The organism is Nocardioides sp. Z13_37, assembly GCF_058355585.1.
This window is the reverse complement of the sequence record NZ_JBZGDV010000001.1, coordinates 747135-772645: the sequence shown is the minus strand read 5'-3', so window position 1 is coordinate 772645 and position 25511 is coordinate 747135. Positions and strand designations below refer to the sequence as shown.

Annotated in this window: 25 protein-coding genes and 1 tRNA gene; 13 read left to right on the top strand and 13 right to left on the bottom strand. The window is 71.8% G+C overall.

Annotated elements, in window-relative coordinates:
* Positions 1–54: 54 nt before the first annotated feature.
* The 9 genes from AC4H2S_RS03645 to AC4H2S_RS03605 form a co-directional block, all read right to left on the bottom strand.
* Complete coding sequence (locus tag AC4H2S_RS03645; protein ID WP_491495593.1) at positions 55–261, bottom strand: hypothetical protein; 207 nt, start codon at positions 259–261, stop codon at positions 55–57.
* Between the two features lie 4 nt (positions 262–265).
* Positions 266–1756, bottom strand: a complete 1491-nt coding sequence (locus AC4H2S_RS03640) for a rhamnulokinase (protein ID WP_491495592.1) — start codon at positions 1754–1756, stop codon at positions 266–268.
* 38 nt (positions 1757–1794) lie between these two features.
* Positions 1795–3846 (bottom strand): bifunctional aldolase/short-chain dehydrogenase, encoded by a 2052-nt coding sequence (locus tag AC4H2S_RS03635; protein WP_491495591.1) that lies wholly within the window; start codon positions 3844–3846, stop codon positions 1795–1797.
* A 64-nt stretch (positions 3847–3910) separates the two neighbouring features.
* Positions 3911–5074, bottom strand: a complete 1164-nt coding sequence (gene rhaI / locus AC4H2S_RS03630) for an L-rhamnose isomerase (protein ID WP_491495590.1) — start codon at positions 5072–5074, stop codon at positions 3911–3913.
* Positions 5074–5517 (bottom strand): L-rhamnose mutarotase, encoded by a 444-nt coding sequence (locus AC4H2S_RS03625; RefSeq protein ID WP_491495589.1) that lies wholly within the window; start codon positions 5515–5517, stop codon positions 5074–5076. The genes rhaI and AC4H2S_RS03625 overlap by 1 nt, the downstream gene beginning before the upstream one ends.
* 89 nt (positions 5518–5606) lie before the next feature.
* Positions 5607–6650, bottom strand: coding sequence for a rhamnose ABC transporter substrate-binding protein (gene rhaS, locus AC4H2S_RS03620; protein ID WP_491495588.1), 1044 nt, complete (start codon positions 6648–6650; stop codon positions 5607–5609).
* Positions 6651–6671: 21 nt separating this feature from the next.
* Positions 6672–7742: an ABC transporter permease gene (locus tag AC4H2S_RS03615; RefSeq protein WP_491495587.1), complete on the bottom strand. Its 1071-nt coding sequence runs from the start codon at positions 7740–7742 to the stop codon at positions 6672–6674.
* Positions 7739–8830 carry an ABC transporter permease gene (locus AC4H2S_RS03610; protein WP_491495586.1) on the bottom strand — a complete coding sequence of 364 codons (1092 nt, stop codon included), beginning with the start codon at positions 8828–8830 and terminating at the stop codon, positions 7739–7741. The genes AC4H2S_RS03615 and AC4H2S_RS03610 overlap by 4 nt, the downstream gene beginning before the upstream one ends.
* Positions 8827–10344 carry a sugar ABC transporter ATP-binding protein gene (locus AC4H2S_RS03605; protein ID WP_491495585.1) on the bottom strand — a complete coding sequence of 506 codons (1518 nt, stop codon included), beginning with the start codon at positions 10342–10344 and terminating at the stop codon, positions 8827–8829. Before AC4H2S_RS03605 ends, AC4H2S_RS03610 begins: the two co-directional genes overlap by 4 nt.
* A 155-nt stretch (positions 10345–10499) precedes the next feature.
* On the opposite strand from AC4H2S_RS03605, the gene AC4H2S_RS03600 reads away from it, so the two are divergent.
* Positions 10500–11540, top strand: a complete 1041-nt coding sequence (locus tag AC4H2S_RS03600) for a LacI family DNA-binding transcriptional regulator (protein ID WP_491495584.1) — start codon at positions 10500–10502, stop codon at positions 11538–11540.
* 84 nt (positions 11541–11624) lie between these two features.
* On the opposite strand, the gene AC4H2S_RS03595 is transcribed toward AC4H2S_RS03600, so the two are convergent.
* Entirely contained in the window at positions 11625–12200 is a 576-nt protein-coding gene (locus tag AC4H2S_RS03595) for a TetR/AcrR family transcriptional regulator (protein ID WP_491495583.1), read from the bottom strand.
* A 154-nt stretch (positions 12201–12354) separates the two neighbouring features.
* On the opposite strand from AC4H2S_RS03595, the gene AC4H2S_RS03590 reads away from it, so the two are divergent.
* The 3 genes from AC4H2S_RS03590 to AC4H2S_RS03580 are packed head-to-tail and all read left to right on the top strand — an operon-like array spanning position 12355 to position 13221.
* On the top strand, positions 12355–12798 hold the full coding sequence (locus AC4H2S_RS03590; RefSeq protein ID WP_491495582.1) for a VOC family protein: 444 nt from the start codon (positions 12355–12357) through the stop codon (positions 12796–12798).
* 49 nt (positions 12799–12847) lie between these two features.
* The gene (locus AC4H2S_RS03585; RefSeq protein WP_491495581.1) at positions 12848–12997 is read left to right on the top strand and encodes a hypothetical protein; all 150 of its coding nucleotides are present in this window, start codon (positions 12848–12850) and stop codon (positions 12995–12997) included.
* Positions 12994–13221, top strand: a complete 228-nt coding sequence (locus tag AC4H2S_RS03580; protein ID WP_491495580.1) for a thiamine phosphate synthase — start codon at positions 12994–12996, stop codon at positions 13219–13221. Before AC4H2S_RS03585 ends, AC4H2S_RS03580 begins: the two co-directional genes overlap by 4 nt.
* Here AC4H2S_RS03580 and AC4H2S_RS03575 read toward each other — a convergent pair.
* On the bottom strand, positions 13166–13651 hold the full coding sequence (locus tag AC4H2S_RS03575; protein ID WP_491495579.1) for an anthrone oxygenase family protein: 486 nt from the start codon (positions 13649–13651) through the stop codon (positions 13166–13168). The two genes, AC4H2S_RS03580 and AC4H2S_RS03575, sit on opposite strands and share 56 nt — an antisense overlap.
* Complete coding sequence (locus AC4H2S_RS03570; protein ID WP_491495578.1) at positions 13648–14277, bottom strand: LysE family translocator; 630 nt, start codon at positions 14275–14277, stop codon at positions 13648–13650. The genes AC4H2S_RS03575 and AC4H2S_RS03570 overlap by 4 nt, the downstream gene beginning before the upstream one ends.
* 126 nt (positions 14278–14403) lie before the next feature.
* Here AC4H2S_RS03570 and AC4H2S_RS03565 point away from each other — a divergent pair, with 126 nt between their 5' ends.
* Together AC4H2S_RS03565 and AC4H2S_RS03560 are read left to right on the top strand one after the other, a co-directional pair.
* Positions 14404–15876 carry an aminotransferase-like domain-containing protein gene (locus AC4H2S_RS03565; RefSeq protein ID WP_491495577.1) on the top strand — a complete coding sequence of 491 codons (1473 nt, stop codon included), beginning with the start codon at positions 14404–14406 and terminating at the stop codon, positions 15874–15876.
* Positions 15877–15913: 37 nt separating this feature from the next.
* Positions 15914–16303: a tautomerase family protein gene (locus AC4H2S_RS03560; protein WP_491495576.1), complete on the top strand. Its 390-nt coding sequence runs from the start codon at positions 15914–15916 to the stop codon at positions 16301–16303.
* 142 nt (positions 16304–16445) lie between these two features.
* On the opposite strand, the gene AC4H2S_RS03555 is transcribed toward AC4H2S_RS03560, so the two are convergent.
* Positions 16446–16532: transfer RNA gene (locus AC4H2S_RS03555), tRNA-Leu, on the bottom strand.
* A gap of 211 nt (positions 16533–16743) precedes the next feature.
* Between AC4H2S_RS03555 and AC4H2S_RS03550 the strand changes: the two genes are divergently transcribed.
* From AC4H2S_RS03550 to pknB, 7 genes are read left to right on the top strand one after another with little or no spacing between them, the layout of a single operon-like run.
* Entirely contained in the window at positions 16744–17463 is a 720-nt protein-coding gene (locus AC4H2S_RS03550; RefSeq protein ID WP_491495575.1) for an FHA domain-containing protein, read from the top strand.
* The gene (locus AC4H2S_RS03545; RefSeq protein ID WP_491495574.1) at positions 17456–17944 is read left to right on the top strand and encodes an FHA domain-containing protein FhaB/FipA; all 489 of its coding nucleotides are present in this window, start codon (positions 17456–17458) and stop codon (positions 17942–17944) included. Before AC4H2S_RS03550 ends, AC4H2S_RS03545 begins: the two co-directional genes overlap by 8 nt.
* Positions 17944–19191 carry a PP2C family protein-serine/threonine phosphatase gene (locus tag AC4H2S_RS03540; RefSeq protein ID WP_491495573.1) on the top strand — a complete coding sequence of 416 codons (1248 nt, stop codon included), beginning with the start codon at positions 17944–17946 and terminating at the stop codon, positions 19189–19191. Before AC4H2S_RS03545 ends, AC4H2S_RS03540 begins: the two co-directional genes overlap by 1 nt.
* A 13-nt stretch (positions 19192–19204) precedes the next feature.
* Complete coding sequence (locus AC4H2S_RS03535; RefSeq protein ID WP_491495572.1) at positions 19205–20611, top strand: FtsW/RodA/SpoVE family cell cycle protein; 1407 nt, start codon at positions 19205–19207, stop codon at positions 20609–20611.
* Complete coding sequence (locus AC4H2S_RS03530; RefSeq protein ID WP_491495571.1) at positions 20608–22068, top strand: peptidoglycan D,D-transpeptidase FtsI family protein; 1461 nt, start codon at positions 20608–20610, stop codon at positions 22066–22068. The genes AC4H2S_RS03535 and AC4H2S_RS03530 overlap by 4 nt, the downstream gene beginning before the upstream one ends.
* Entirely contained in the window at positions 22065–23603 is a 1539-nt protein-coding gene (locus AC4H2S_RS03525; RefSeq protein ID WP_491495570.1) for a serine/threonine protein kinase, read from the top strand. Before AC4H2S_RS03530 ends, AC4H2S_RS03525 begins: the two co-directional genes overlap by 4 nt.
* On the top strand, positions 23600–25426 hold the full coding sequence (gene pknB, locus AC4H2S_RS03520) for a Stk1 family PASTA domain-containing Ser/Thr kinase (protein WP_491495569.1): 1827 nt from the start codon (positions 23600–23602) through the stop codon (positions 25424–25426). Before AC4H2S_RS03525 ends, pknB begins: the two co-directional genes overlap by 4 nt.
* The last annotated feature ends 85 nt before the right edge of the window (positions 25427–25511 follow it).

The following is a 25511-nucleotide window of genomic DNA, read 5'->3' as shown; positions in this document are numbered from 1 at the left end:
CGAAACGTTTCACATACTACGGGCCCGCGAGGCTTCCGGACCCGGGGCGAACGCTCAGATCAGGCCGGCGCGCACGACGTGGACCACCAGCTGCATGGTCGTGTCGACACCCAGGTCGTCGGCGAGCGCACGGAGCCGACGGCGGGCGGTGCGCTCGGACAGCCCGGTGCGGCGGGCCGCGACCTCGAGCGTCGACCCCTCGGACAGCAGTCGGAGGAGCTGCTCGTCGATCGGGTCGAGGTCGGGCGTCGCGGGGGCCACGTCGTCACCACCCCGCCGCGGATGGCGGGTCGTCGGGGAACACGCGCGCCGCCGCGCGGTCCCAGTCGAGCCCCGTGCGCGGCTCGTGGCGGCGGATGTCGTGCGTACGCCGGATCAACGAGCGCATCGCGGCCAGGTCGGGCAGGTCGGCGCCCAGCGCGCGGGCCTGGACCAGGCCGTTGCCCAGTGCCGCCGCCTCCGCGGGCCCCGCGAGCACGGGAACGCCCAACGCATCGGCGGTGAGCTGGCACAGCAGCTCGTTCTGCGAGCCACCCCCGACCACGTGGACGACGCCCACGTCGCGGCCGGCGAGCGAGGCGGCGAGCCGCACGTTGCGGCGGTAGGCGAGCGCCAGGCTGTCGAGGATCGTGCGGGTGACGTCGACCGGGGTGCGCGGCACCGGCTCGCCCGCCTCGGCGGCGAGCTGCTGGATGCGCGCGGGCATGTCGCCGGGGGGCAGCAGGCGCGGGTCGTTGATGTCGACGACGGTCCGCAGGGCGGGTGCGGCGGCAGCGCCGGCGAGCAGCGACGGCAGCGTGGCGTCGCGCAGCCCGTGGTCGGCCCAGGTGCGCAGCGACTCCGAGAGCACCCACAGGCCGGTGACGTTCTTGAGGAAGCGGATCGTCTGGTCGACCCCGGTCTCGTTGGTGAAGTCGGCGGCACGCGCCTGCTCGGTCAGCACCGGGCCGTCCAGCTCGAGACCGACCAGTGACCACGTGCCGGAGGAGATGTAGGCGACGTCGTCGCGCTCCGCCGGGACGCCGACGACCGCCGAGGCGGTGTCGTGCGACCCGACCGAGATGACGGGCACGCCGGCCGCGCCGACGTACGCCGCCACCTCGTCCACCAGGGGTCCCACCACGGTGCCGGGGTCGCGCAGCGGGGGCAGGATCGACCACGGGATGCCGATCCGCGCCGCGAGGTCGTGCGACCAGGTCCTGGAGCGCACGTCGTAGAGGCCGGTCGTCGAGGCGTTGGTGCGCTCGGCACCGATCTCGCCGGTCAGCCAGTAGGCCAGCAGGTCGGGCAGCAGCACCAGTCGCCAGGCCGCCTCCAACGCGGGTGTGCCGAGCTCGGAGGCCAGCTGGTAGACGGTGTTGAACGGCAGCTGCTGCAGGCCCGTGACGTCGTAGAGCTCCGCGTCGGCGACCAGCTCACGCACGCGCGCCGCCACTCCGTCGGTGCGCGGGTCGCGGTGGCTGCGCGGGTTGGCCAGCAGCTGCCCCGTCGCGTCGAGCAGGCCGTAGTCCACCGCCCACGTGTCGATCCCGATCCCGTGGAGGGGGCCGGTCCGGGCGACCTCGCGGATCCCCGCCAGCACCTCGCGATGGATGCCCAGCACGTCCCAGTGGAGCGCACCGCGCACCGGCACCCCGCCGTTGGGGAAGCGGTGCACCTCCTCGAGGTCCAGCGTTCCCGCCCCGACCCGGCAGGCCATCACGCGACCGCTGGTCGCCCCGAGGTCGACCGCGGCGACGCGAATGGGCTCGGACATGGTGGGAGGGACTCGATCCGCTCGGTCGCCGGCCACCGTCAGCGGAGGAACGCCGCTGCGACGCCGGCGTCGACGGGGACGTGCAGGCCGGTGGTGTGACTGAGCTGGTCGGAGCAGAGGACGAAGACCGCGTTGGCGATGTTGTCCGGCAGCACCTCGCGCTTGAGAAGCGTGCGCTGGGCGTAGAACTTGCCGAGGTCCTTCTCCTCCACGCCGTAGACGGCAGCGCGCGAGGCGCCCCAGCCGCCGGCGAAGATGCCCGAGCCCTGGACGACGCCGTCGGGGTTGACCCCGTTGACCTTGATGCCGTGCTCGCCGAGCTCGGCGGCCAGCAGCCGCACCTGGTGGGCCTGGTCGGCCTTCGCGGCGCCGTAGGCGACGTTGTTGGGGCCGGCGAAGATCGAGTTCTTCGAGGAGATGTAGACGATGTCGCCGCCCATCCCCTGCTCGATCATGGCCTTCGCGGTCGCCTTGGCGACCAGGAAGGAGCCCTTGGCCATCACGTCGTGCTGGAGGTCCCAGTCCTTCTCGGTGGTCTCGAGCAGGGAGCGCGAGAGCGAGAGCCCGGCGTTGTTGACGACCAGGTCGACGCCACCGAACGCCAGGACGGTCGCCTCCACCGCGGCCCGGACGGCGGCCTCGTCGGAGACGTCCGCCTCGACGCCGACGGCGACGTCCGTCGAGCCGATCTCGGCCGCCGCGGCCTGCGCCTTCTCCAGCGACAGGTCGGCGATCACCACGCACGCGCCCTCGGCGGCGAGCTTCTTCGCCGTCGCGAGGCCGATGCCGGACGCCGCGCCGGTGACGAGCGCGACGCGGGTGGCGAGCGGCTTGGGCTTCGGCATCCGCTGGAGCTTGGCCTCCTCGAGCGCCCAGTACTCGATGCGGAACTTCTCCGACTCGTCGATCGGGGCGTACGACGACAGGCCCTCGGCACCGCGCATCACGTTGATCGCGTTGACGTAGAACTCACCGGCCACGCGGGCGGTCTGCTTGTCCTTGCCGAAGCTGAACATGCCGACGCCCGGCACGAGGACGATCAGCGGGTCCTTGCCGCGGATCGCGGGCCAGTCGCCGCCGAGCGCCTCGGCGTTGCGGTCGTAGTAGGCCTGGTAGTCCTCGCGGTAGGCGACGGCCAGCTCCTGCAGGCGCTCGATGCTCTCCTCGACCGACGCGGAGGCCGGCAGGTCGAGGACCAACGGCTTGACCTTGGTGCGGAGGAAGTGGTCGGGGCACGAGGTGCCGAGTTCGCCGAGGCGGGGGTGCTCGGCGTGCGCGAGGAAGTCCAGCACGACGTCGGCGTCGGTGAAGTGGCCGACCATCGGGCGGTCCGCCGACGCGATGCCGCGGATGGTGGGCGCGAGGGCGGCGGCCTTGGCGCGACGCTCGGCCTCCGGCAGAGCGTCGTACCCGTCGAGCGCGGGACCGAACGGCTCGGCCTTCGAGTGCTCGGCGATGTAGGCGGCGGCGGTGTCGATGATCCACAGCGAGTTGGCCTCGGCCTCCTCGGTGGTCTCGCCCCACGCGGTGATGCCGTGGCCGCCGAGGATGCAGCCGCGGGCCTGCGGGTTCCTCTGCTTGATCTCGGCGATGTCGAGGCCGAGCTGGAAGCCGGGCCGGCGCCACGGCACCCAGACGACCTGGTCGCCGAAGATCGTGGCGGTCAGCTGCTCGCCGTCGGCCGCGGTCGCGATCGCGATGCCGGAGTCGGGGTGCAGGTGGTCGACGTGGGCGGCGTCGACGAGGCCGTGCATCGCGGTGTCGATCGAGGGAGCGGCGCCGCCCTTGCCGTGCAGGCAGTAGTCGAACGCCGCCACCATCTCGTCCTCGCGCTCCACGCCGGGGTAGACGTCGACGAGCGCGCGCATCCGGTCCAGGCGCAGCACGGCCAGGCCGCCGGGGGTGAGCGTGCCGAGGTCGCCACCCGAGCCCTTCACCCACAGCAGCTCGACGTCCTCGCCGGTGACCGGGTCGGTCTCGGTGCCCTTGGCGGAGGTGTTGCCGCCGGCGTAGTTGGTGTTCTTGGGGTCGGCGCCCAGCCGGTTCGAGCGCTCGACGAGCGCGGCGACGGTGGGGTTGAGGTCACTCACGGTGCGGTTCCTTCGTTGTGGACGTTGGTCGAGGGGGTCGCGGGCGACCTCACCTGACCGGGGATCAGTTCCAGCCGAGCTGCGAGCCGCCGACGCGGTCGGCCTCGATCTGCTGCTGGTAGCCGGACGCGAGGTAGGCGCGCATCGGGTCGGCGGGCAGGTCGCGCTCCTCGCGCCAGGTCGCGAGGTCGGCGCGGACGTCGGTGTAGAAGGCGTCCATGAAGACCTCGTTGGCCAGCAGCACGTCGCCGGCCGACCTGGCCTCGTCGAGCGCCTCGGTGTCGAGGAGCAGGGCCCGCGCGGTCATCTCCTGGACGTTGAGCACCGAGCGGATCTGGCCCGGGATCTTGTCCTCGATGTTGTGGCACTGGTCGAGCATCAGCGCGACGTCGCTCCCGGGCCCGAAGCCGCCGCCACGGATCACCTCGACCATGATCCGGAACAGCTGGAACGGGTCGGCCGCTCCGACGATCAGGTCGTCGTCGGCGTAGAAGCGGCTGTTGAAGTCGAACGACCCGAGCTTCCCCAGGCGCAGGAGCTGGGCGACGATGAACTCGATGTTGGTGCCCGGCGCGTGGTGGCCGGTGTCGAGGCACACCTTGGCGCGCTCACCGAGCGCGGCGACGTGGACGTACGACGTGCCCCAGTCGGGGACGTCGGTGTGGTAGAACGCCGGCTCGAAGAACTTGTACTCCAGCACCAGTCGCTGGTCGTCGGAGAGCTGGTCGTAGATCGTGCGCAGCCCTTCGGCCAGCCGGTCCTGCCGGGCGCGCATGTCGCCCTGGCCGGGATAGTTGGTGCCCTCGGCGAGCCAGATCTTCAGGTCGCGCGACCCGGTGCGGTTCATGATCTCGATGCACTCGAGGTGGTGGTCGATCGCCTTCTGGCGGACCCGCGGGTCGGTGTGGGTGAGCGCACCGAGCTTGTAGTCGTCGTCCTGGAAGGTGTTGGAGTTGATGGTGCCCAGCGTGACGCCCTGCTCCTCCGCGTACGCCGCGAGCGCGGCGTAGTCGTCGACCTTGTCCCACGGGATGTGCAGCGCGACCGTCGGGGCCAGGCCCGTGAAGCGGTGCACGGTGGCGGCGTCGGCGATCTTCTCCTCGACGGTGCGCGGGGTGCCCGCGGATCCGAACACCTTGAAGCGCGTGCCGGAGTTGCCGTAGGCCCAGGACGGGACCTCGATGGCGAGGTCGCCGAGTCGGTCGCTGATCTGGGAGAAGGAAGTCATCACTGGTCCTGGCTGGAGGTGGAGCTCGAGGTGGAGCTCGTGCGGGCGGAGTCCTCGGAGCTGGCGTCCGAGTGGTGCGGGGGGTGGTGCGGGGGGTCGTGCGCCGGGTCGTGCGCGGCGAGCTGGTCCTCGAGGTGGAAGACCTCGGCGAGCTGCCAGAAGCCCTGGTCGGGCGGGAGGTCGAGGTCCTCGAAGAACTCCGCCATCTCGGCCTGCCACCGCGCGTTGACGTCGGTGCGGGCCATGCCCTCCTGGGCGGCGGCGAGGTCCGGGGTCTCGAGGTAGCCGACGAGCAGGCCGTCCTCGCGCAGGAAGAGGGAGTAGTTGTGCCAGCCGGTGTCGCGGAGTGCGCGGAGCATGTCGGGCCACACGGCCGCGTGGCGCGCGGCGTACTCCTCCATGCGGTCCTTGCGGACCTGGAGGGTGAAGCAGACGCGCTGCATCACGGTCTCCTCTCGGCTGGGGAAGGGGGTGTGCCCGGGGCCGGCGGCGGCGCTCGGCCGTCGGCCCCGGGACGCGGTGGTGATCCGACTCAGAAGTCGAAGTCGGCGATGTTGTCGGCGTTGAAGGTGAACGGCTCGCCGAGCAGGACGACGCCGTCGGCCTCGACCTCGAACTCGCCCAGGTCGCCGGCCTCGAAGGTGTCGCCCTCCTCGCCGGAGATGTCGCCGTTGGCCAGGGCGGCCGCGGCGTAGGTCGCGAGGGCACCGAGGTCGCCCGGGTTCCACAGGGCGAACGCCTCGACGGTGCCGTTGTCGACGTACTCACGCATCTGGTTCGGGGTGCCGAGGCCGGTCAGCGCGACCTTGCCCTTGTACTGGCTGTCGGAGAGGTAGCGCGCGGCCGCGGCGATGCCGACCGTGGTGGGCGAGACGATGCCCTTGAGGTCGGGGTGGTTCTGCAGCAGGGCCTCGGTCTGGTCGAAGGACTTCTGGTCCTCGTCGTCGCCGTAGACGGTGTCGACGAGCTCGATGTCGGCGTAGTCGGGGTTGTCCGCGAGCTCGGCCTCCATCATCTCGATCCACGCGTTCTGGTTGGTCGCGTTGGCCGCGGCCGAGAGGATCGCGATCTCGCCCTTGCCGCCGATCTGCTCGGAGATCAGCTCGAGCTGCTTGGCGGCGATGCCCTCGGCGGTGGCCTGGTTGATGAACAGGTCGCGGCACTCGGGGTTGGTGTCGGCGTCGAAGGTGACGACCTTGACGTCCGCGCTGCGGGCCTCGTCGATCGCGTCACAGAGGGCGTCGGGGTCGTTGGCCGAGAGGATCAGCGCGTCCTGGCCCTGCTGGGCGACGGTGTTGATGTAGGACACCTGCGCGTCGGGGCTGGCGGTCTCGGGACCGACCTCCTCGAGGTCGGCGCCGATCTCCTCGGCGGCCGCCTCGGCACCGTCGGTGCTGGTGTCGAAGTAGGGGTTGCCGAGGTTCTTCGGCAGCATCGTGATGCTGAGGGCGCCACCACTGTCGCCGGAGCCGTTGTCGGCCGAGCTGTCGTCGTCGCCGCCACAGCCGGCGAAGGCGAAGGTGGCGGTCAGGGCGAGCGCGGCGAGGGCAGCGGGCCGCCTCTTCTGGAACTTCATGTGTCTCTACCTTTCGATGTCTCAGACGCCGGCGGTCGCCGTGTCCTTGTCGGGGCGCGGTCCCGATGGGTCCGCTGACGCCTTGCGGGGCAGCCGCGAGCCGGCCCACCCAAGGACGCTGGGGAGGATCACCGAGGCCACGAGGAGCAGGCCGACGATGACGTTGGTGACGTTGACCGTCACGCTCTCCAGGCGCAGTGCGCTGGAGATGACGCCGATCAGCACGACGCCGGCGAGGACGCCGTGCAGCCGGCCGCGGCCGCCGAAGATCGACACGCCGCCGAGCAGCACGGCGGCGATGACCTGCAGCTCGTAGCCGGTGGCGTTGTCGCCACGGGCGGAGCCGTAGCGGAGGGTGAAGTAGATGCCGGCGAGTGCGGACACCACGCCGGAGAGGACGAACACGATCAGCTTGGTGCGCCGCACGTCGACGCCGGTGAAGTGGGCGGCCTCGTCGTTGAGCCCGATCTCGTAGACACCGCGGCCGAACGTCGAGAAGTGGAGCAGGACCACGAAGCCCACGGCCAGCACCGCGAAGGGGATCATCACCAGCGGGATGCGGGTCTCGCCGATCGTGCCGGTGGCGAGGTCGGCCCACTTCTCGGTGAAGTCGGTGATGGCGGTGGTGCCGAGCAGCCCGACCGCGATGCCGCGGAAGAGGGCGAGCGTGCCGATGGTCACCGCCAGCGACGGCAGGCCCACGTAGGCGATGAGGAAGCCGTTGAGGGCGCCGCACGCCAGACCGGCGAGCAGGGCCAGGAGGGCGGCGGCGGGCACGGACATCCCGCCGTCGTGGAGCACCCCCAGCAGCACGCTGCTCAGGCCCATGATGCTGGCCACCGACAGGTCGATCTCGCCGGTGATGATCACCAGCGTCATCGGCAGCGCGATCAGCAGGATCGGCGCGATGTCCTGGAGGAGGAACTTCAGCGTCAGCGGACCGTCGAAGTTGGGCACGTTGAGGATCGAGTAGAGGACGACCGCGGCGGTCAGCACGATGACGGCCGTCTCGCGGGTCAGCAGCCAGCGCTGCCACAGCGGCGCCGCGTGCGCCGCGTAGGTGCGGGTGGCTGGCGTGGCCTGGGTGCTCATGTGTGGTCCCTCGATTCGGCGAGCTTGCGTGCTTGTCGGCGGGCGAGGACGCGGTCGAGCACGATCGCGCCCAGGATCAGCACGCCGACGACGGCGCGCTGCCAGAAGTCCTCGATGCCGAGGCTGGGCAGGGCGCGGTTGATGGTGATCAGGAGGAACGCGCCGATGGCCGCTCCCCACACGGTGCCGCTGCCGCCGAAGATCGCGATGCCGCCGATGACGGCCGCGGCGACGGCCTGCAGCTCGATGCCGCTGCCGACGCTGGAGCTCACCGTGCCGTAGCGGGCGGTGTAGAGGGCGCCCGCGAGACCGGCCAGGGCGCCGCTCAGCACGAACGCGGCCAGCAGGCGGCGGCGTACGGGCAGGCCGTAGAGCACGGCGGCGTCGGGGTCGGAGCCGATCGCGTAGAGCTCGCGGCCGCCGCGTGAGGTGTGGAGGTAGTAGCCCACCGCGGCGAGCACCAGCACCGCGACGATGGTGAGCAGCGGGATGCCGAGCACCGACTGCGTGCCGAGGCGCAGGAACTCGCGGGGCAGGTCGCCGGCGTTGATCCGGTCGCTGCCGGCCCAGGTGAGCATGATGCCGCGGTAGATGTAGAGGGTGCCCAACGTGATCACGAGCGCGGGCACGTTGCCGTAGGCCACCAGCACGCCGTTGACCAGGCCGAGGAGCGCCCCGAGCAGGAGGCAGGCCGCGACGACCGCGACGATCGGGATGGTGGGCTGCTCGATGAACAGCCGGCCGGTGAGGTAGGCGGTGAGGGCCATCACCGAGCCGACCGACAGGTCGACGTTGCGGGTGATGATGACGACGGCCTGACCCACCGCGAGCAGCAGCAGGATCGACGGGTTGAGCAGGAAGTTGCGCCAGCCGTCGGAGCTGAAGAGGAAGCCGTTGTTCTTGGTCGTGGCGAGCACGACGACCGCGACCAGGACCAGGAAGATCGAGAGCTCGCGCGATCGGAGCACCGTGGTGATCGCCCGGCGCGTCGGTGAGAGCCGGCTCGGCTCCACCAGCAGCGCCTCGCCTGCGGACACCTCGGCGGCCCCGGGGCCCGAGTCGGGGCGCTCGACGTCGGTGTGGCTCATCGGGCGTCCTCCAGGTGGTGGGTGGCGGCGTGCATGACGGCCTCCGGGGTGGCCTCGGCGCGGTCGAGCTCGGCGGTGATCCGGCCCTCGCAGAGGACCAGGACGCGGTCGGCCATCCCGAGGACCTCGGGCAGCTCGGAGGAGATCATCAAGATCGCGAGGCCCTGCCCGGCCAGCTCGGACAGCAGGCGGTGCACCTCGGCCTTGGTGCCGACGTCGATGCCCCGGGTGGGCTCGTCGATGATGAGCAGCCTGGGGTCGGTCGCGAGCCACTTGGCGATGACGACCTTCTGCTGGTTGCCGCCGCTCATGGTCGCGGCGTTCATGTCGAGGGCGCTGGTCTTGACCTCGAGCCTGCCGGCCCACGGCGCGGCGGCCCGGGTCTCCATCGCGCCCGTCAGCAGCCCGGCGCGCGCGATGCTGCGGCGGATGACGCCGGCGACGTTGCGGGTGACCGAGGCGTCGATGACCAGTCCCTGCTTGCGCCGGTCCTCGGGGATGAACGCCATCCGGGCGCGGATCGAGGAGCGCGGGTCGCGAGGCTTCACGGTCCTGCCGGACAGCGTCACCGAGCCGGAGTCGTAGGCGTCGACGCCGAACACGGCACGCGCGATCTCACTGCGACCGGCACCGACCAGACCGGCCAGGGCAACGATCTCGCCGGCGCGGACCTCGAAGTCGATGTCGTGGAAGACGCCGGTGCGGTTGAGCCCACGGACCTCCAGGACGGGTTCGCCGACCTCCGCGGCGACCTTGGGGAAGAGCTCGTCGACGTCGCGGCCGACCATCAGCGAGACGAGCTCGGCCGGCGTCGTCTCGTCGATGCGGCGGGTGTCGACGTAGGAGCCGTCGCGCATCACCGTGACGGTGTCGCAGAGCGCGAACACCTCGTCGAAGCGGTGGGAGATGAAGACCAGCGCCCGGCCCTCGTCGCGCAGGCTGCGGGCGACGGCGAACAGCCGCTCGACCTCGACGCCGCTGAGCGCGGCGGTCGGCTCGTCCATCACGAGCAGGCGGGCGTCGAGGGAGATCGCCTTGGCGATCTCGATGATCTGCTGGTCCGCGATCGACAGGCCCTCGGCGGGACGGCGCGGGTCGATCCGCACGCCGAGGCGCGCGAACAGCCGCTCGGCCTCGGCGTACATCGCGGGGCGGTCGATGCGGCGACCCCGGGCCAGCGGCTGGCGGCCCATGAAGATGTTCTCGGTGACCGACAGGTCGGGGAAGAGCGTCGGCTCCTGGTAGATCACGGCGACGCCCGCCTGCTTGGACTCCGCGGTCGACCCGAAGTCGACGGCACCGCCGTCGAGCTCGAAGGTGCCGGAGTCGCGGCGGTGCACGCCGGCGACGACCTTGACGAGGGTCGACTTGCCCGCGCCGTTCTCGCCGATGAGGGCGTGGATGCTGCCCGCCTCGACGACGATGCTTCCCGACCGGAGGGCGACCACGGGCCCGAACGACTTGGAGACGTCGTGCAGCGCGAGCACCGGTGCGACGGTGTTGCTGGCGGACATGGCCCTCTTCCCGGGGGTATTGAAAGGTTTCAGGTGGGAAGCACCGTAAGTGGCGGTCGTCACAGGCGTCAAGCACATCCGCGGACTTTCTTGTGACGTTTCATTCACCCCCGCGTTGGTCTACGCTCCTGTGGACCGCACACCCGAGGAGACCGATGGCGAAGAGCAACCACGTGTTGCGCAACGGGCGTCGGCCTTCGGTCAAGGACGTCGCCGAGCTCGCCCAGGTCTCCCTCGGCACCGTGAGCAACGTGCTCAACCGTCCCGACCGGGTCAGCGCCGGCACGCGTGAGCGCGTCGAGCGGGCGATGAGCGAGCTCGGCTTCGTGCTCAACGAGTCGGCCCGCCAGCTGCGGATGGGCCGGAGCGACACCCTGGCCTACGTCATGCTCGACGCGACCAACCCGTTCTTCACCGACGTCGCCCGCGGCATCGAGCTGGCGGCCGAGAAGGCCGACCTCTCGCTGTTCCTGTGCAACAGCGACGCCCGCGACGCCCGCGAGGGCGCCCACCTGGCGCACCTGCAGCAGCAGCGGGTCGACGGCATCCTGATCACGCCGGTCGACCCCGAGTCCGCCACGCTCGCGCGGATCACCGCCCACGGCACGCCGGTGGTGATCGTCGACCGCGCCAACACCACGGGCGGGTTCTGCTCGGTCACGGTCGACGACCGGCTCGGCGGACGGGTGGCCATCGAGCACCTCGTCGACCGCGGGCACACCCGCGTCGCCTTCGTCGGCGGCCCCTCCTCGCTCGGCCAGGTGCGCGACCGCTACGACGGCGCCCGGGCCGCGTGGGACGAGGCCGGCCTCGCCGAGTCCGACCTCCTCCACGTCGAGACCGACGGCCTGTACTTCGAGGAGGGACGCCTCGCCGGCGAGCGCCTCGCCGGCCTGCCCCGGCGCAGCCGTCCGAGCGCGGTCTTCTGCGCCAACGACCTCATCGCCCTCGGCCTGCTGCAGCAGGTGGTCTCGACCGGCCAGCGGGTGCCCGAGGACCTCGCCATCGTGGGCTACGACGACATCGCCTTCGCGGCGGGCGCCGCCGTGCCCCTCACCTCGGTGCGCCAGCCGCGCCAGGCCCTCGGCGCGGCCGCGGCCGAGCTCCTCATCGAGGAGATCAACGATCCCGGCCACCGCCACCAGCAGATCGAGTTCACCCCCGAGCTGATCGCTCGCACCTCGACGCTGGGCTAGGCCCCTCGCCGCGGTCCTCGAGGGGGGTCCGGATCGATTGAGTTGACCTCGATCACGTCCGTCGCCCGCGCCATGTCACGGACGTCAGGAGACGGCGTCGGTTGCGCGGAGCGCACCGAGAAGACGGCCGAGGACGGTCCACGCGTCGTCGAGAGCCCGTTGCCTGTGCGCCCGGGGCTGCGACGCGACCCAGAGAGCGCCTTCGTTCATTGCCCCGGACAGCAGCGCAGCTGTCGCAGCGACGTTCGCTGGAGCGAGTTGTCCGTGGTCGGCCAACTCGTTGAGCGCCTCGTCCAGGTGGCGACCCGAGCTGGCAGCGTCATAGCGGCGCCAGGCATCCCACCCGACGACGGCGGGCCCGTCGATCAGAAGGATCTGCCGCGTGGGGGCGGCTGAGCTGACGTCGAGGAATGCCCGACATCCCGCTTCCAGGGCCAGCCACGGATCAGCGCTGGTCGCTTGCGCCCGCTCCGCCGCGGCGACGACGTCGCGAGCGACGTCGCTGTGAGCCTGCGCGAGGACGGCCGTGAACAGGCCCTTCTTGCTCGTGAAGTGGTGATACACCGCCCCGCGGGTGACGCCCGCCGCGTGGGCCACCTTCTCCAAGCCCACACCACCGTAGCCATCGCTCGCGAAGAGCGAGCTGGCGGCCGCGAGCACCTGGGCAGCAGTGGCGTCGCTCTCCGCTCGTGTTCTTCGAGCCATCTCCACCCCCTTGATTCATACCGACCGTATGTATACCGTACCCGGATACATACACTCTGTACGTAAAGGAGCGAGTCCGATGACATGCACGAGCATCTATCCAGTCCTCATGGCCACCGACGTCACGGCCACCGCCGCCTACTACCGCGAGCACTTCGGGTTCGAGGCCGTCTTCCAAACCGACTGGTACGTCAGCCTCCGGCGTGACCGCTGGGAGCTGGCCATCGTCGATGCGACGCACCCGTCCATTCCGGTGAAGGGTCAGCCGGCGGCCGGCATGCTCCTCAACCTCGAGGTCGATGATGTCGACGCGGAGTACGAGCGGTTGGTCACCAACGGACCCCTCGACGCAGTTCTGCCGCTGCGTTCCGAAGACTTCGGGCAACGACACTTCATCGTCGCCGCCCCCGATGGCGTCCTCGTGGACGTGATCACGCCGATCGAGGCGACGGGGGACTTCGCCGGTCAGTTCACTGGCCACGTCGCCGTCACCGCGGACCACCCCACGGCCGCTCCGAGCTCAGGTGCTCCCTACGAGCGGGATGCTCGGTAGGAACCAACCGCGCGGGACATCCGCATCGGTCGCCTGCACGTGCTCACCGATGCACGGAGGCAGGGACGCGCTCGGTGTGGTCGCCGCGGCGGTCAGCGCCGGGGCCCCGGTGGTCCAGGTGCGTGCCAAGGACTGCACCGACCGGATGCTCCACGACTTCGCGCATCGGGTGGTGGAGCTCTGCGCACCGGCCGGGTGACCTGCATCGTCAACGACCGCGTCGATGTGGCGCTCGCCGTGGGCGCGGCGGGAACCCATCTGGGCGCAGGCGACCTGCCCATCGCAGCCGTACGCCTGGTCGCGGGTCCCGCGCACCTGACCATCCCACGGTGTGGGGTCGCCGTGGTGAGCCGGGTCCGCGCGGCGGTCAGGAGCTGCGTAGCAGCGCCGCACCCAGGAGCAGGAACGCTCCGGTGGCGGTGATCGCGCGGCGGACGTTCCAGGTCACCCAGCGGTCCTCGAAACGCTCCCTGGCCGCGGCGAGGTCCGTGGCCGAGGCGCCCGGGCCCAGCTCGGCGATCTCCCGGTTCAGCGGCAGGTGCACGGTCCCCGTGATCACGACGGTGGCGAGCGTGCACGCGAACGCGATCGCCAGGAGGACGAGAAGGTCGGTCCTCTGGCCCCACGCCGTCAGCAGCGCGACACCGGCAAGAGCAGGGACGGCGACGAAGGGCACCATGAACCACGGGTTGTAGACGGCGCGGTCCATCGCCTGGAACGAGGCGACGTAGGCCCGGTCGTCGACCTTGGCGAGTCCCGGCATCACCGTGTGCGCGAAGGCCGTCAGGAAGCCGGCGGTCAGTCCCGCGGCGACAGTGCCTGCGAGAAGGGACGAGACCAGGACCGCCCTCATCGCCCCACGCTCCACGCCACCGAGACCGCCAACGCCAGGTACACCGTCGCGACGGGAAGCCGAGTCCATCTCACGTCACGGGAGGCCTGCGCGACCCGCGAGGCGACCGCGCCCCCGGCGACGGCGACCAGCAGGTCCAGAACCAGGGCGAGGCAAAGGAACACGATGCCGAGGACGAGTAGCTGGGTGGCGGCAGGCGCCCCGCTCTCGTGACTGACGAACTGCGGGAGGAAGGCAAGGAAGAACACCAGCACCTTCGGGTTGAGCAGGTTCACCACCAGGCCCTCGCCGTACGCACGCGCGCCCGACCGTGAGGTCGTCGGAGCCGCAGTGTCGATCGGCTTCCTGCGAAGGGCGCCCACCGCCAGATGGAGCAGGTACACCGCACCCGCGACCTCGATCGTGGCGACCAGAGCGTCGGATCGAGCGACCGCCCCCGCGACGCCGGCGGCGGTCGCGGCGACGAAGATCGCGGTGGCCGTCTCGACGCCCAGCGCGGACGCGACACCGGCCCGAGTCCCCTGGTGGAGGCTCCGAGTCGCGATCAAGACGAGGTTCGGCCCCGGGACGAGGATGAGCGTGGCTGAAGCCAGGCCGAAGGCGACCAGCGTGACGACGTCAGGCACGGGGCACCGGCCCCGGGATGCGGAGGCGGCCCGCGGATCCGCGCTCGAGGATGGGGGGTGGCGGCGCCGTCGTACGTGTCATGCGTCGAGCCTCGGCCCCCGCTCGCTCTCGGTACAGTGCCACTCGTGGCGAAAGTGGACCGATCTCCGGACGCCGCCGGCATCGCCGCACTGGTGGGAGATCGGCTTTCGCGACCGGCGCCTCTCTACCGTTCGCTCGCCGAGGCGTTGGGCCGGCTGGTCGACTCGGGCGGGCTCGCGGCTGGCGACCGGCTCCCGTCCGAGCGGGCCCTTGCGGCCTCCTTGGGCGTGAGCCGCACCACGGTCGTCGGTGCATACGACCTCCTGCGCACGCAGGGCCGAGTCGAGAGCCGGCGCGGCAGCGGCACCGTCGTGCTTCCCTCGGGGGGGTCGCCGCACGGACGCCACGACGGCCGGGTCCCGGGCGGCGGCGCGAGCGGGCTGCTCGAGCGCATGATCGACACGCGCAAGGACGTGATCTCCTTGTCCTCGGTCGGGCAGGGCGTCGCTCCTCCACTGCTGGACGAGCTGACGGCCCAGATCGCAGACCTCCTCGCCACCGACCTACCGGGCCTGGTGGGCGAGGCCGGCTACCACCCCCGCGGCCTCCCCGAGCTGCGGGCCGCGATCAGCCGTCACTACGAGGTGCAGGGTCTGCCCACCAGCCCTGACCAGGTCCTCGTCACCACTGGAGCGACCCAGGCCATCGCCCTCTCGGCACAGCTCTACCTCCGCCGCAACGACGTGGTGGTCGTGGAGTCACCGAGCTGGCCAGGCTGCACCGACCTCTTCCGCCTGCACGAGGCCGACCTCCGCGGCGTCCCCCTCGATGCGGAGGGCATCCGACCCGACCGGCTCCAGGCCGCCCTCGGTGAGGGCGCCGCGCTCCTGTTCGTCACCCCCACCTTCCACAACCCCACGGGGGTGCTGATGTCGGCCGGCCGTCGCCGTCAGGTCGCCGAGCTCGCCCGCCGGTTTCGGGTGCCCCTCATCGAGGACCACAGCCATCCGAGCGACCCGGGGCGCCCGCACCGGCCGCTGGCCGCCGAAGCCGACGACAGCTCACCGGTCCTGACCGTCTCCGGGCTCTCCAAAGTGGTCTGGGGCGGGCTGCGCGTGGGCTGGGTCCGTGGTCCGGTCGAGGTCATCGACCGGCTGGCCCGGCTCAAGGCCATCGCCGACATGGGGAGCCCGGTGCTCGAGCAGGCGCTCGCGTCCCGCGTGGTGCCCAGGCTCGAGAAGTGGGCGCGGCACCGCGACGCGGCGCGGCGCGAGCGCCTGAGCACGTTTGGGTCCCTGCTCAGGGAGCGGATGCCCGAGTGGCGATGGGTCGAGCCCGACGGGGGATCGGCGCTCTGGGTCGAGCTGCCCGGCGCCGATGCCGGCGCCTTCGCCTCGGTTGCGCTCCGGCACGACGTGGAGGTCACCCCGGGTCACCTCACCGACCCGTCCGGAGCCCACGACGCCTTCGTCCGGGTGCCGTACGACCTCCCGCCGGAGGTCCTGTCCCCCACGGCAGACCGCCTGCAACGAGCTTGGCTCGACATGCGTCCCACGCGGACCGCGCCCGCCGGCTGACGCGGGCCCTCCGCGGGCACGGCGGTAGCCTGCTGGCGTGGCACAGGTCGTGGTGTACGGGGTACGAGGTCGTCTCGAGCAGCGTCGCGACGCCCTCTCGGGTGCGATCCACGAGGCGCTCGTCGTCGCGCTCGACTATCCCCCGGAGAAGCGCTTCCAGCGCTTCATCCACCTCGACCCGGCCGACTTCGTGTACCCACCGGACCGGGGCAGGGACTACACGATCATCGAGCTCTCGATGTTCGAGGGACGCAGCGTCGAGGCCAAGCGGAGGCTGGTCGCCGAGCTGTTCGCCCGGGCAGAGGAGGCAGCGGGGATCCACCCCCACAGCCTGGAGATCACCATCATGGAGACCCCGCGGGTGAACTGGGGGATCCGCGGTCAGAACGCCGCCGACCTGGACCTGACCTACCGGGTCGACGTGTAGGACTCACCGCTCGGCCCGACCTGTTCCACCGAGGGCGACCCCGCAGACGAGTGCGGTGACCCCGCCGACGACCGTGCCGGCGCGGCGTTCAGGCCAACTCCGGAAATGAGTAGAGCCCCAGGTCATCCCCGGGGCTACCCACTGGTGCGCGAGGGGGGAGTTGAACCCCCACGTCCTTTCGGACACACGGACCTGAACCGTGCGCGTCTGCCTATTCCGCCACTCGCGCCAGAAGCGGGCTCAGGCTACCCCACGGCCGAGGCAGGCTCCCAATCGGCCGCGGAGTCGAGCGGGCACGCGCCGGTGGCGATCCCGGGCCGACCGGGGCGGCACCGTGGCGAGGGGGCGAGCGGCCGGTACGCTCGGCGGCACCGGCCGGGCGGTGGGGTCATGCCTGCCCGCCCACGACGATCCGACCGAGCGCGACGAGAGGAGGCCCGATGCCGAACCCGCTGCAGCGCTTCGAGCAGCGGCTCGAGACCGTGATCTCCGGTGTCTTCGCCCGGGCCTTCCGCAGCGCCGTGCAGCCCGTCGAGATCGCCGCGGCCCTCCAGAGGGAGTGCGACAACAACGCCCAGGTGCTCAGCCGCCAGCGCCGGCTCGTCCCCAACGACTTCCACGTCGAGCTGTCGGCCACCGACCTCGAGCGCATCGTCGGCCTCGGCCGCGCGCTCGAGCAGGACCTCGTCGACCAGCTCCAGGACCACGCGGACGCCCAGGGCTACGTGTTCACCGGCCCCATCAGCATCGCCTTCGAGACCGCGAGCGACCTGACGACCGGCCGCTTCCGCATCCGCTCCAAGGCGCAGGCGAGCGTGACCGACAACGACCAGCGCACGCGTACGCGCTCCTCGCACGCCACCCTCGAGGTCAACGGCACCCGCCACCCGCTGCGCCCGCCCGGCCTGGTGGTCGGTCGTGGCACCGAGGCCGACCTGCGCATCAACGACCCCGGCGTGAGCCGGCGCCACCTCGAGCTCGTGGTGAGCATCGACGGCGTCGAGGCCGTCGACCTCGGCTCGACCAACGGCATCCTCGTCGACGGGTCGAAGGTGGCGCGGGCCCGGCTGCGCGACGGCTCCACCATCCGCATCGGCCACACCGACATGACGGTCCGCATCGACGGAGGTCGCGACGAGGCCGGGGGCTGGAATGTCTGAGCTGACCCTCTTCCTCATCCGGATGGCGTTCCTGGCGATCCTCTGGATCTTCGTGCTGTCGGCGATCTCGGTCATCCGCTCCGACATGTTCGGTGCGCGCGTGCCCGAGACCGCCCGCAACGGCGCCCCCGCGCCGAGCCGCAAGACCAAGGCCGCCAAGACCAAGGCGCCCCGCAAGCCGCGCCGCGGAGCGCCCACCCACCTCATCGTGGTCGAGGGTGAGAACGCCGGCGTGCGCGCCGAGCTCGCCGACGCCCCGCTCCTCATCGGCCGCGGCAGCGACGCCGCGATCAAGCTGGACGACGACTACGTCTCCACCCGCCACGCCCGCGTCGCGGCGAGCGGCGACGAGTGGTTCGTGGAGGACCTCGGCTCCACCAACGGCACCTACGTCGGCCCCGTCCGCATCACCCAGCCCACCACGATCGGCCCCGGCGTCCAGGTCCGCGTCGGCAAGACGATCCTGGAGCTGAGGAAGTGATGTACCTCCACTACTCCGCGATCTCCGACGTCGGCCGGGTCCGCCGCGAGAACCAGGACAGCGGCTACGCCGGTCCGTGGCTGCTCACGGTGTGCGACGGCGTCGGCGGCGCCGTGCGCGGCGACCTCGCCTCGAGCACCGCCGTGCAGGCGCTGCGCAAGCTCGACCAGGCGCCCGACGACGACATCCTCGGCCAGGTGGCGGGCGCGGTGCACCGCGCCGACGACCGCATCGCCGAGCTCGTCGAGGAGGACCCCGGCCTCAACGGCACCTCGACCACCGCCACCGTCGCGCTCTTCGACGGCACCCGCTTCGGCATCGGGCACATCGGCGACAGCCGCGCCTACCTCCTGCGCGGCGGCGAGCTGCGCCAGCTCACCCACGACCACACCTTCGTCCAGTCGCTCATCGACGAGGGACGCATCACCGAGGAGCAGTCGCGCACCCACCCGCACCGCAACCTCATCCTCAAGGCGCTCGACGGCGTGCGCCACGAGGAGCCCGACCTCTTCGAGGTCCCCGCCGAGGCCGGTGACCGCATCTTCATCTGCAGCGACGGCGCGTGCGGCACGCTCACCCACGACCGGATGGCCGACATCCTCTCCACCGGCACGCCCGACTTCGCCGCCGTCGAGCTCGTCCGGGCGAGCCTGGAGGCGGGCAGCACCGACAACGTCACCTGCATCGTCGCCGACGTCGCCGACGAGGCGCCGCCCGAGGACCTCGCGCCGCTGCTCGTCGGCGCGGCCGCAGACCTGCCCCGGCGACTCCCGCTCGGCGGTGCGGTCGGCGGGCTCTTCCGCGGCCACCGCTCCGGCGACACCGGCGAGATCCCGCCCGTGCCGGACGACGTGCCCGAGGGCGCCTACGTCGCCGATCCCATCGACCCCGAGGCCGTGCGCTACGCCCCCCGCGACCCCGGTCGCTACGCCTGGCTGCGGCGGCTGCTGGTCGCCGCGATCCTGCTCGGCCTGGGCTGGGTGGTGCTGGCCGCCGGCTGGTCGTGGAGCCAGCAGCAGTTCTACGTCGCCGAGGACGACGGCAAGGTGACCATCTTCCGCGGCATCGACGCCGACCTCCCGGGCATCTCGCTGTCCCACCCCTACGAGGTGACCGACGTCGAGCTCAGCCGGCTCAGCGACATCGACGCCGAGACGGTGCGCGAGGGCATCGAGTCCGACGACCTCGACGACGCCCGCCTGACCGTGGACAACTACGCCGCACGCCAGGACGTCGACCCAGGGTGACGGGACGAGTGCGATGAGTCAGACCGGAACCCTGATGGGCTTCGTGCACCGGCGACGCCGGGGTGCGGAGCTGTTCCTGCTCGTGCTGGCGCTGGTGGTCGGCATCGGCGCCTACGCGGCCGTGGGCCTGGGCGTGGAGGGCGTGGTGCCCACCGACCTCGTCGGCTACGGCGGCTGGCTGACCGCGCTGATCGTCGTGGCCCACGTGACCGTGCGTCTGGTCGCGCCCTACGCCGACCCGGTGCTGCTGCCGCTCGTCGCGGCGCTCAACGGGCTCGGCCTCGCCGTCATCCACCGCCTCGACCTCACCTACGAGGCGCTGGGCCGCGACAACCACACCTTCGCGCGCCAGCAGCTGACCTGGATGACGCTGGGCGTGTTCCTCTTCGTCGCCACGCTGGTGCTGCTGCGCGACCACCGGGTCCTGCAGCGCTTCACCTACACCGCCGGCCTGGTCGGCATCGTGCTGCTGATCCTGCCCTTCCTGCCCGTCATCGGCAGCGGCAAGAACGGCGCCAACATCTGGATCAACGTCGCCGGCTTCAGCTTCCAGCCCGGCGAGGTCGCCAAGGTGCTGCTGGTGATCACCTTCGCCGGCTACCTCGTGCTGCACCGCGACGCCCTCGCGCTCGCTGGGCGCAGGGTGGTGTTCATCGACCTGCCGCGCGGGCGCGACCTCGGCCCGGTCCTGGCGATGTTCGGCGTCTCGATGATGATCCTGGTGCTGCAGAACGACCTGGGCTCCTCGCTCCTCTTCTTCGGCCTGTTCCTGGTGATGCTCTACGTCGCCACCGAGCGGCCGGGGTGGCTCGTCGTGGGCGGGCTGCTGTTCGCCGTCGGCGCGCTCGCGGCGTACACGTTCGTCGGCAACGTGCAGAACCGCTTCAACTTCTGGCTGCACCCGATGGACTACTACGACTCCTCGCCGGGCAGCTACCAGCCGGTCGAGGCGATGTTCGGCATGGGGTGGGGCGGCCTCATCGGTCGCGGCCTCGGCAACGGCTTCCCCGAGCGGATCACCTACGCCGAGTCCGACTACATCGTCGCCGCGATCGGCGAGGAGCTCGGCCTGACCGCCGTGATGGCGATCATCCTCTGCTACGGCCTCATCGTGGAGCGAGCGCTGCGCATCGCGCTGATCTCGCGCGACGGCTTCGGCAAGCTGCTGGCCGTCGGCCTCGGCGCGATCGTCGCGCTCCAGGTCTTCGTCGTCATCGGCGGGGTCACCGGCCTCATCCCGCTGACCGGCCTCACCACCCCGTTCCTGTCCTACGGTGGCTCCTCGCTGGTGGCCAACTGGGTCGTCATCGCGCTGCTGCTGCGCGTCTCCGACCAGGCCCGACGACCCGCCCCGCGCCTCGACCCGGTGGACGACGCCGGCGCCGACAGCGAGAGCACCCAGGTGGTGAGGCTGCGGTGAACAAGCCCATCCGGGTCTTCTCGGTGTTCTGCCTGGTCCTGTTCCTGGCGCTGCTCGTCAACGCGACCTACCTGATGTACGTCCGCGCGGACAGCCTGTCCGACGACCCGCGCAACCGGCGGATCATCACCGCGGCGTTCTCCCGCGAGCGCGGTGCGATCCTCGTCGGCAAGGACGCGATCGCGCGCAGCGTGCCCTCCGACGACAAGTACAAGTTCCAGCGCACCTACTCCCAGCCGTTCAAGTACGCCCCCATCACCGGCTACTTCTCGTGGTACGGCTCGACCGGGGTCGAGCGCTCCCAGAACGCGGTGCTCGCCGGCGACGACTCGCGCCTGTTCGTCACCCGGCTCGTCGACATGCTGAGCAACTCCGACCCCAAGGGCGGCAACGTCCAGCTCACCGTCAACCCGGCCGCGCAGGACGCCGCGTGGACCGGCCTGGAGAACCTCCCCGGCGACGCCCAGGGCGCCGTCGTGGCGCTCGAGCCCACGACGGGGCGGGTGCTGGCGATGGCGTCCACCCCGACCTTCGACCCCAACAACTTCGCCTCCCACGACTTCGGCGCCGTCGCCGAGCTCAGCAAGGAGCTCAACGCCGACCCGCGCGAGCCGCTCGTCAACCGGGCGATCGGCACCACGCTGCCGCCGGGGTCGACGTTCAAGCTCGTCACCGCCGCGGCCGCGATCGAGTCGGGCAACTACGACGCCGACTCGCAGGTGCCGGGCGGCTACCGGTTCAAGCTGCCGCAGTCCAGCACGACCGTCGGCAACTACGACGGCGGCAACTGCGGCGGACGCCGGATCACCCTGACCCAGGCGCTGCAGGTCTCCTGCAACGTCACCTTCCTGAGCCTCGCCAACGAGCTCGGGGTCGAGGCGATGGCCGACCAGGCCGAGGCGTTCGGCTTCAACTCCACGTCGCTGGAGGACCTGGGCGGCCAGGCCGAGTCGCTCTACCCGCGCGACATGGACCCGCCGCAGACCGCGCTGTCGGGCATCGGCCAGTCCAACGTCACCGCGACCCCGCTGCAGATGGCGATGGTCGCCGCGGCGATCGCCAACGACGGGGACGTGATGCGTCCCTACGTCGTCGACGAGGTGCGCGCGCCCAACCTGTCGGTCCTCGACCGCACCGACCCGCAGAGCATCAGCAAGGCGATCTCCAGCACCACTGCCGACGAGCTGACCAGGATGCTCGTCGCGACCGTCGACTCGGGCACCGCGACCCCCGCGCAGATCCCGGGCGTCGAGGTGGCCGGCAAGACCGGCACCGCCCAGTCCACGGCCGACCGCCCGCCCTACGCGTGGTTCGTCTCCTTCGCCCCCGCCAACGACCCCAAGGTCGCCGTCGCGGTGCTCGTGCAGTCGAGCGACACCTCCCGCTCCGAGATCGGTGGAGGCCGGCTCGGCGGGCCGATCGCCAAGGCGATCATGGAGGCGGTGATCACCCGATGACCGTGCTCGCCCCGGGTGGCCACGTCGACGACGCCCACCGCTACGTCCTCGAGTCGCGCATCGCCACCGGCGGCATGGGCGAGGTGTGGTCGGCCCGCGACACCGTGCTCGGCCGGGCGGTGGCAGTCAAGGTGCTCAAGGCCGAGTACGCCGACGACCCGCTGTTCCGCAGCCGGTTCGAGACCGAGGCCCGCAACGCCGCCGCGCTGCACCACCCCGGGATCGCCGCGGTCTTCGACTACGGCCAGGGCGCACCCGGTGACGGCTCCGGCACCCCGCGCCCCTACCTGGTGATGGAGCTCGTCGACGGCCAGCCGCTCTCGGCGCTGCTGCGCCCGAGCGCCCCGCTCGACCCGGCCGCCACCCAGGACCTGCTCGCCCAGGCGGCCGACGCCCTCGGCGCCGCCCACGCGGCCGGCATCGTGCACCGCGACGTCAAGCCCGCCAACCTGATCGTGACCCCCGACCGCCGGATCAAGGTCACCGACTTCGGCATCGCCCGCGCTGCCGAGGGCATGGCGCTGACCCAGACCGGCGAGGTGATGGGCACGCCGGCTTACATCTCCCCCGAGCAGGCGGAGGGCGAGACCGCCACCGCCGCGTCCGACGTCTACTCCCTCGGCGTCGTCGCCTTCGAGTGCCTCGCCGGCCGCAAGCCGTTCCTCGCCGACACCCCGGTCGCCACCGCGATCGCCCACGTGCGCAACCCGGTGCCCGAGCTGCCCGACACCGTGCCGGCCGACCTCGCCGCGGTCGTACGCCGGTCGCTGGCCAAGTCGCCCGGCGACCGCTTCCCCGACGGCACGGCCTTCGCCCGGGCGCTGCGCTCGCCCGCGTCGTACGCCGCGGCTCCCGCCCCCGACGAGGACGCCACCGTCGTGGCGCCCGTCGCCGCCCCCGACGCTGCACGCGACACCGCGGCCACCCGGGTCGTCCCGGCGGCGGCTCCGCCGGCACCCACACCCGAGGCGCAACCCGCGCCCCCCGGACGGCGCAGGACCCCGTGGGCGCTGGTCATCGGGATCGTCGCGGTGGTCCTGGCCCTGCTGGTGGCGTTCTGGCTCGGCACCCGCGGCGGCGACTCGACGACCCCCACCGACGAGCCCACCACCTCGGGCGACCGATCACCCTCGCAGCAGCCCAGCGACACCCCGAGCGAGCAGTCCGAGTCCCCGACCCGGTCGCCGACGCGGACGCCGAGCCAGTCGCCCACCGAGACGCCGTCGGAGACCCCGTCCGACTCGCCGACCGAGACGCCCACCGAGACGCCCACCGAGACGGAGGCCCCCACGGTCGACGTCGACCCGGGCGCCTACGTCGGCCGCGACCACGGCGACGTCGAGAAGGAGCTGCGCGGCCTGGGCCTCGTGCCGGTGCCGGTGGAGCTGGACAACCCCGGCGAGCAGCCGGAGGGAATCGTGGAGTCGGTCGAGCCGAGCGGCACGCTGCAGGAGGGCGACCGGGTCACGGTCAGCTACTGGGGCGCGGCCACGGCCGGCCAGGAGAAGGACGACGAAGGGAACGACGAGGGATGACGCAGCCGGAGCCGACGCTGATCGGCGGCCGCTACGAGCTCGGCGAGCTCCTCGGCCGAGGCGGCATGGCCGAGGTGCGCAAGGGCAAGGACCGCCGCCTGGGTCGCACCGTGGCGGTGAAGCGCCTGCGCACCGACCTCGCCAGCGACCCGACGTTCCAGGCGCGGTTCCGCCGGGAGGCGCAGTCCTCGGCGTCGCTCAACCATCCCGCGATCGTGTCGACCTACGACACGGGCGAGGAGATGGCCACCGACGGGTCCGGCGTCGCCCAGCCCTACATCGTGATGGAGTGCGTCGAGGGACGCACCCTGCGCGACATCCTGCGCGAGGGCCGCAAGATCCTGCCCGAGCGAGCGCTGGAGATCACCGCGGGCGTGCTGTCGGCGCTCGACTACAGCCACCGCGCCGGCATCATCCACCGCGACATCAAGCCGGGCAACGTGATGCTCACGCCGTCGGGCGACGTGAAGGTGATGGACTTCGGCATCGCCCGCGCGATGTCCGACGCGTCGTCGACGATGACCCAGACGGCCGCCGTCGTGGGCACCGCGCAGTACCTCTCCCCCGAGCAGGCCCGCGGCGAGACGGTGGACTCGCGCTCCGACGTCTACTCCACCGGCTGCCTGCTCTACGAGCTCCTCACCGGCCGGCCGCCGTTCATCGGCGACAGCCCCGTCGCGGTCGCCTACCAGCACGTGCGCGAGCCGGCCTCCCCGCCGTCCGACCTCGACGACCAGCTCGACCCCGAGATCGACGCGATCGTGATGAAGGCGCTCGCCAAGCGGGTCGAGGACCGCTACCAGAGCGCCGCCGCGATGCGCGCCGACATCGAGCGCTACCTCTCCGGCCACCCGATCCAGGCACCGGCGGTCGCGCCGCCCACGGCCGAGACGGCCTACGTCCCGCCCACCCCGCCGTCCGACGCGACCTCCACGATGGCGGCCTCCGGGGGCTCCCCGGCCCCGCGGCCCGACGAGCCGGGCCGCGGCCGGACCGCGTGGTGGGTGCTCGGCGGCATCCTCGTCGTCGCGCTGCTCGCGGGCGGCGCCTGGCTGATCAACACGATGCTCTTCGACGACGCACCGGAGCGCAAGGCCGTGCCCAACGTCGTCGGCCTCACCGAGGACGAGGCCCGCATCGCGATCGGCGACGCGGGCTTCACCGTGGGTCGCATCACCCGTGAGACCTCCGAGACCGTCCCGGCCGACACCGTGATCCAGCAGGACCCCCACCGCGACGTGTTCGCCGACCCCGGCAGCTCCGTCGACTTCGTGCTGTCGCTGGGCAAGCCCGAGGTGGAGGTGCCGTTCGTGGTGGGCACGCTCCGCAAGGAGGCGCGGGCCGCGATGCTGGCGCAGAACCTCAAGGTGCGCTTCCAGGAGGAGGACTCCGACGAGCCGCGCTTCCAGGTGCTGCGCACCGAGCCGGCCGCCGGCACCGCCGTCGCCGAGGGCACGACGGTGACCCTGGTGTTCTCCGACGGGCCCGAGCAGGTGCCCGACGTCCGCGGGCTGCCGCAGCGCAGGGCAGAGCGCCAGATCACCGAGGCCGGCTTCGTGCCCAGCGTGCGCATCGACGCCTCGTCGACCGAGCCCAAGGGGACGGTCGTCGACCAGATCCCCGCCGGCGGCACGGCCGACCAGGGCAGCACCGTGACGCTCTTCGTCTCCGACTACGAGGAGCCGGTCGAGACCCCGACCGAGACACCCACGGAGACACCGACCGAGACACCCACCGAGACGCCGGAGACGCCCACCGAGACACCGACCGAGACGCCGGAGACGCCCAACCCGGAGCGCGCTCCGGCCGTGCGGCGCGACTGAGGCGGCGCGACTGAGGCGGCGCGACTGAGCACGGTGGCGGCGCGGCGCGCGTACGCCGGTCGTACGGCGGCCCTCTGGCGGGTCG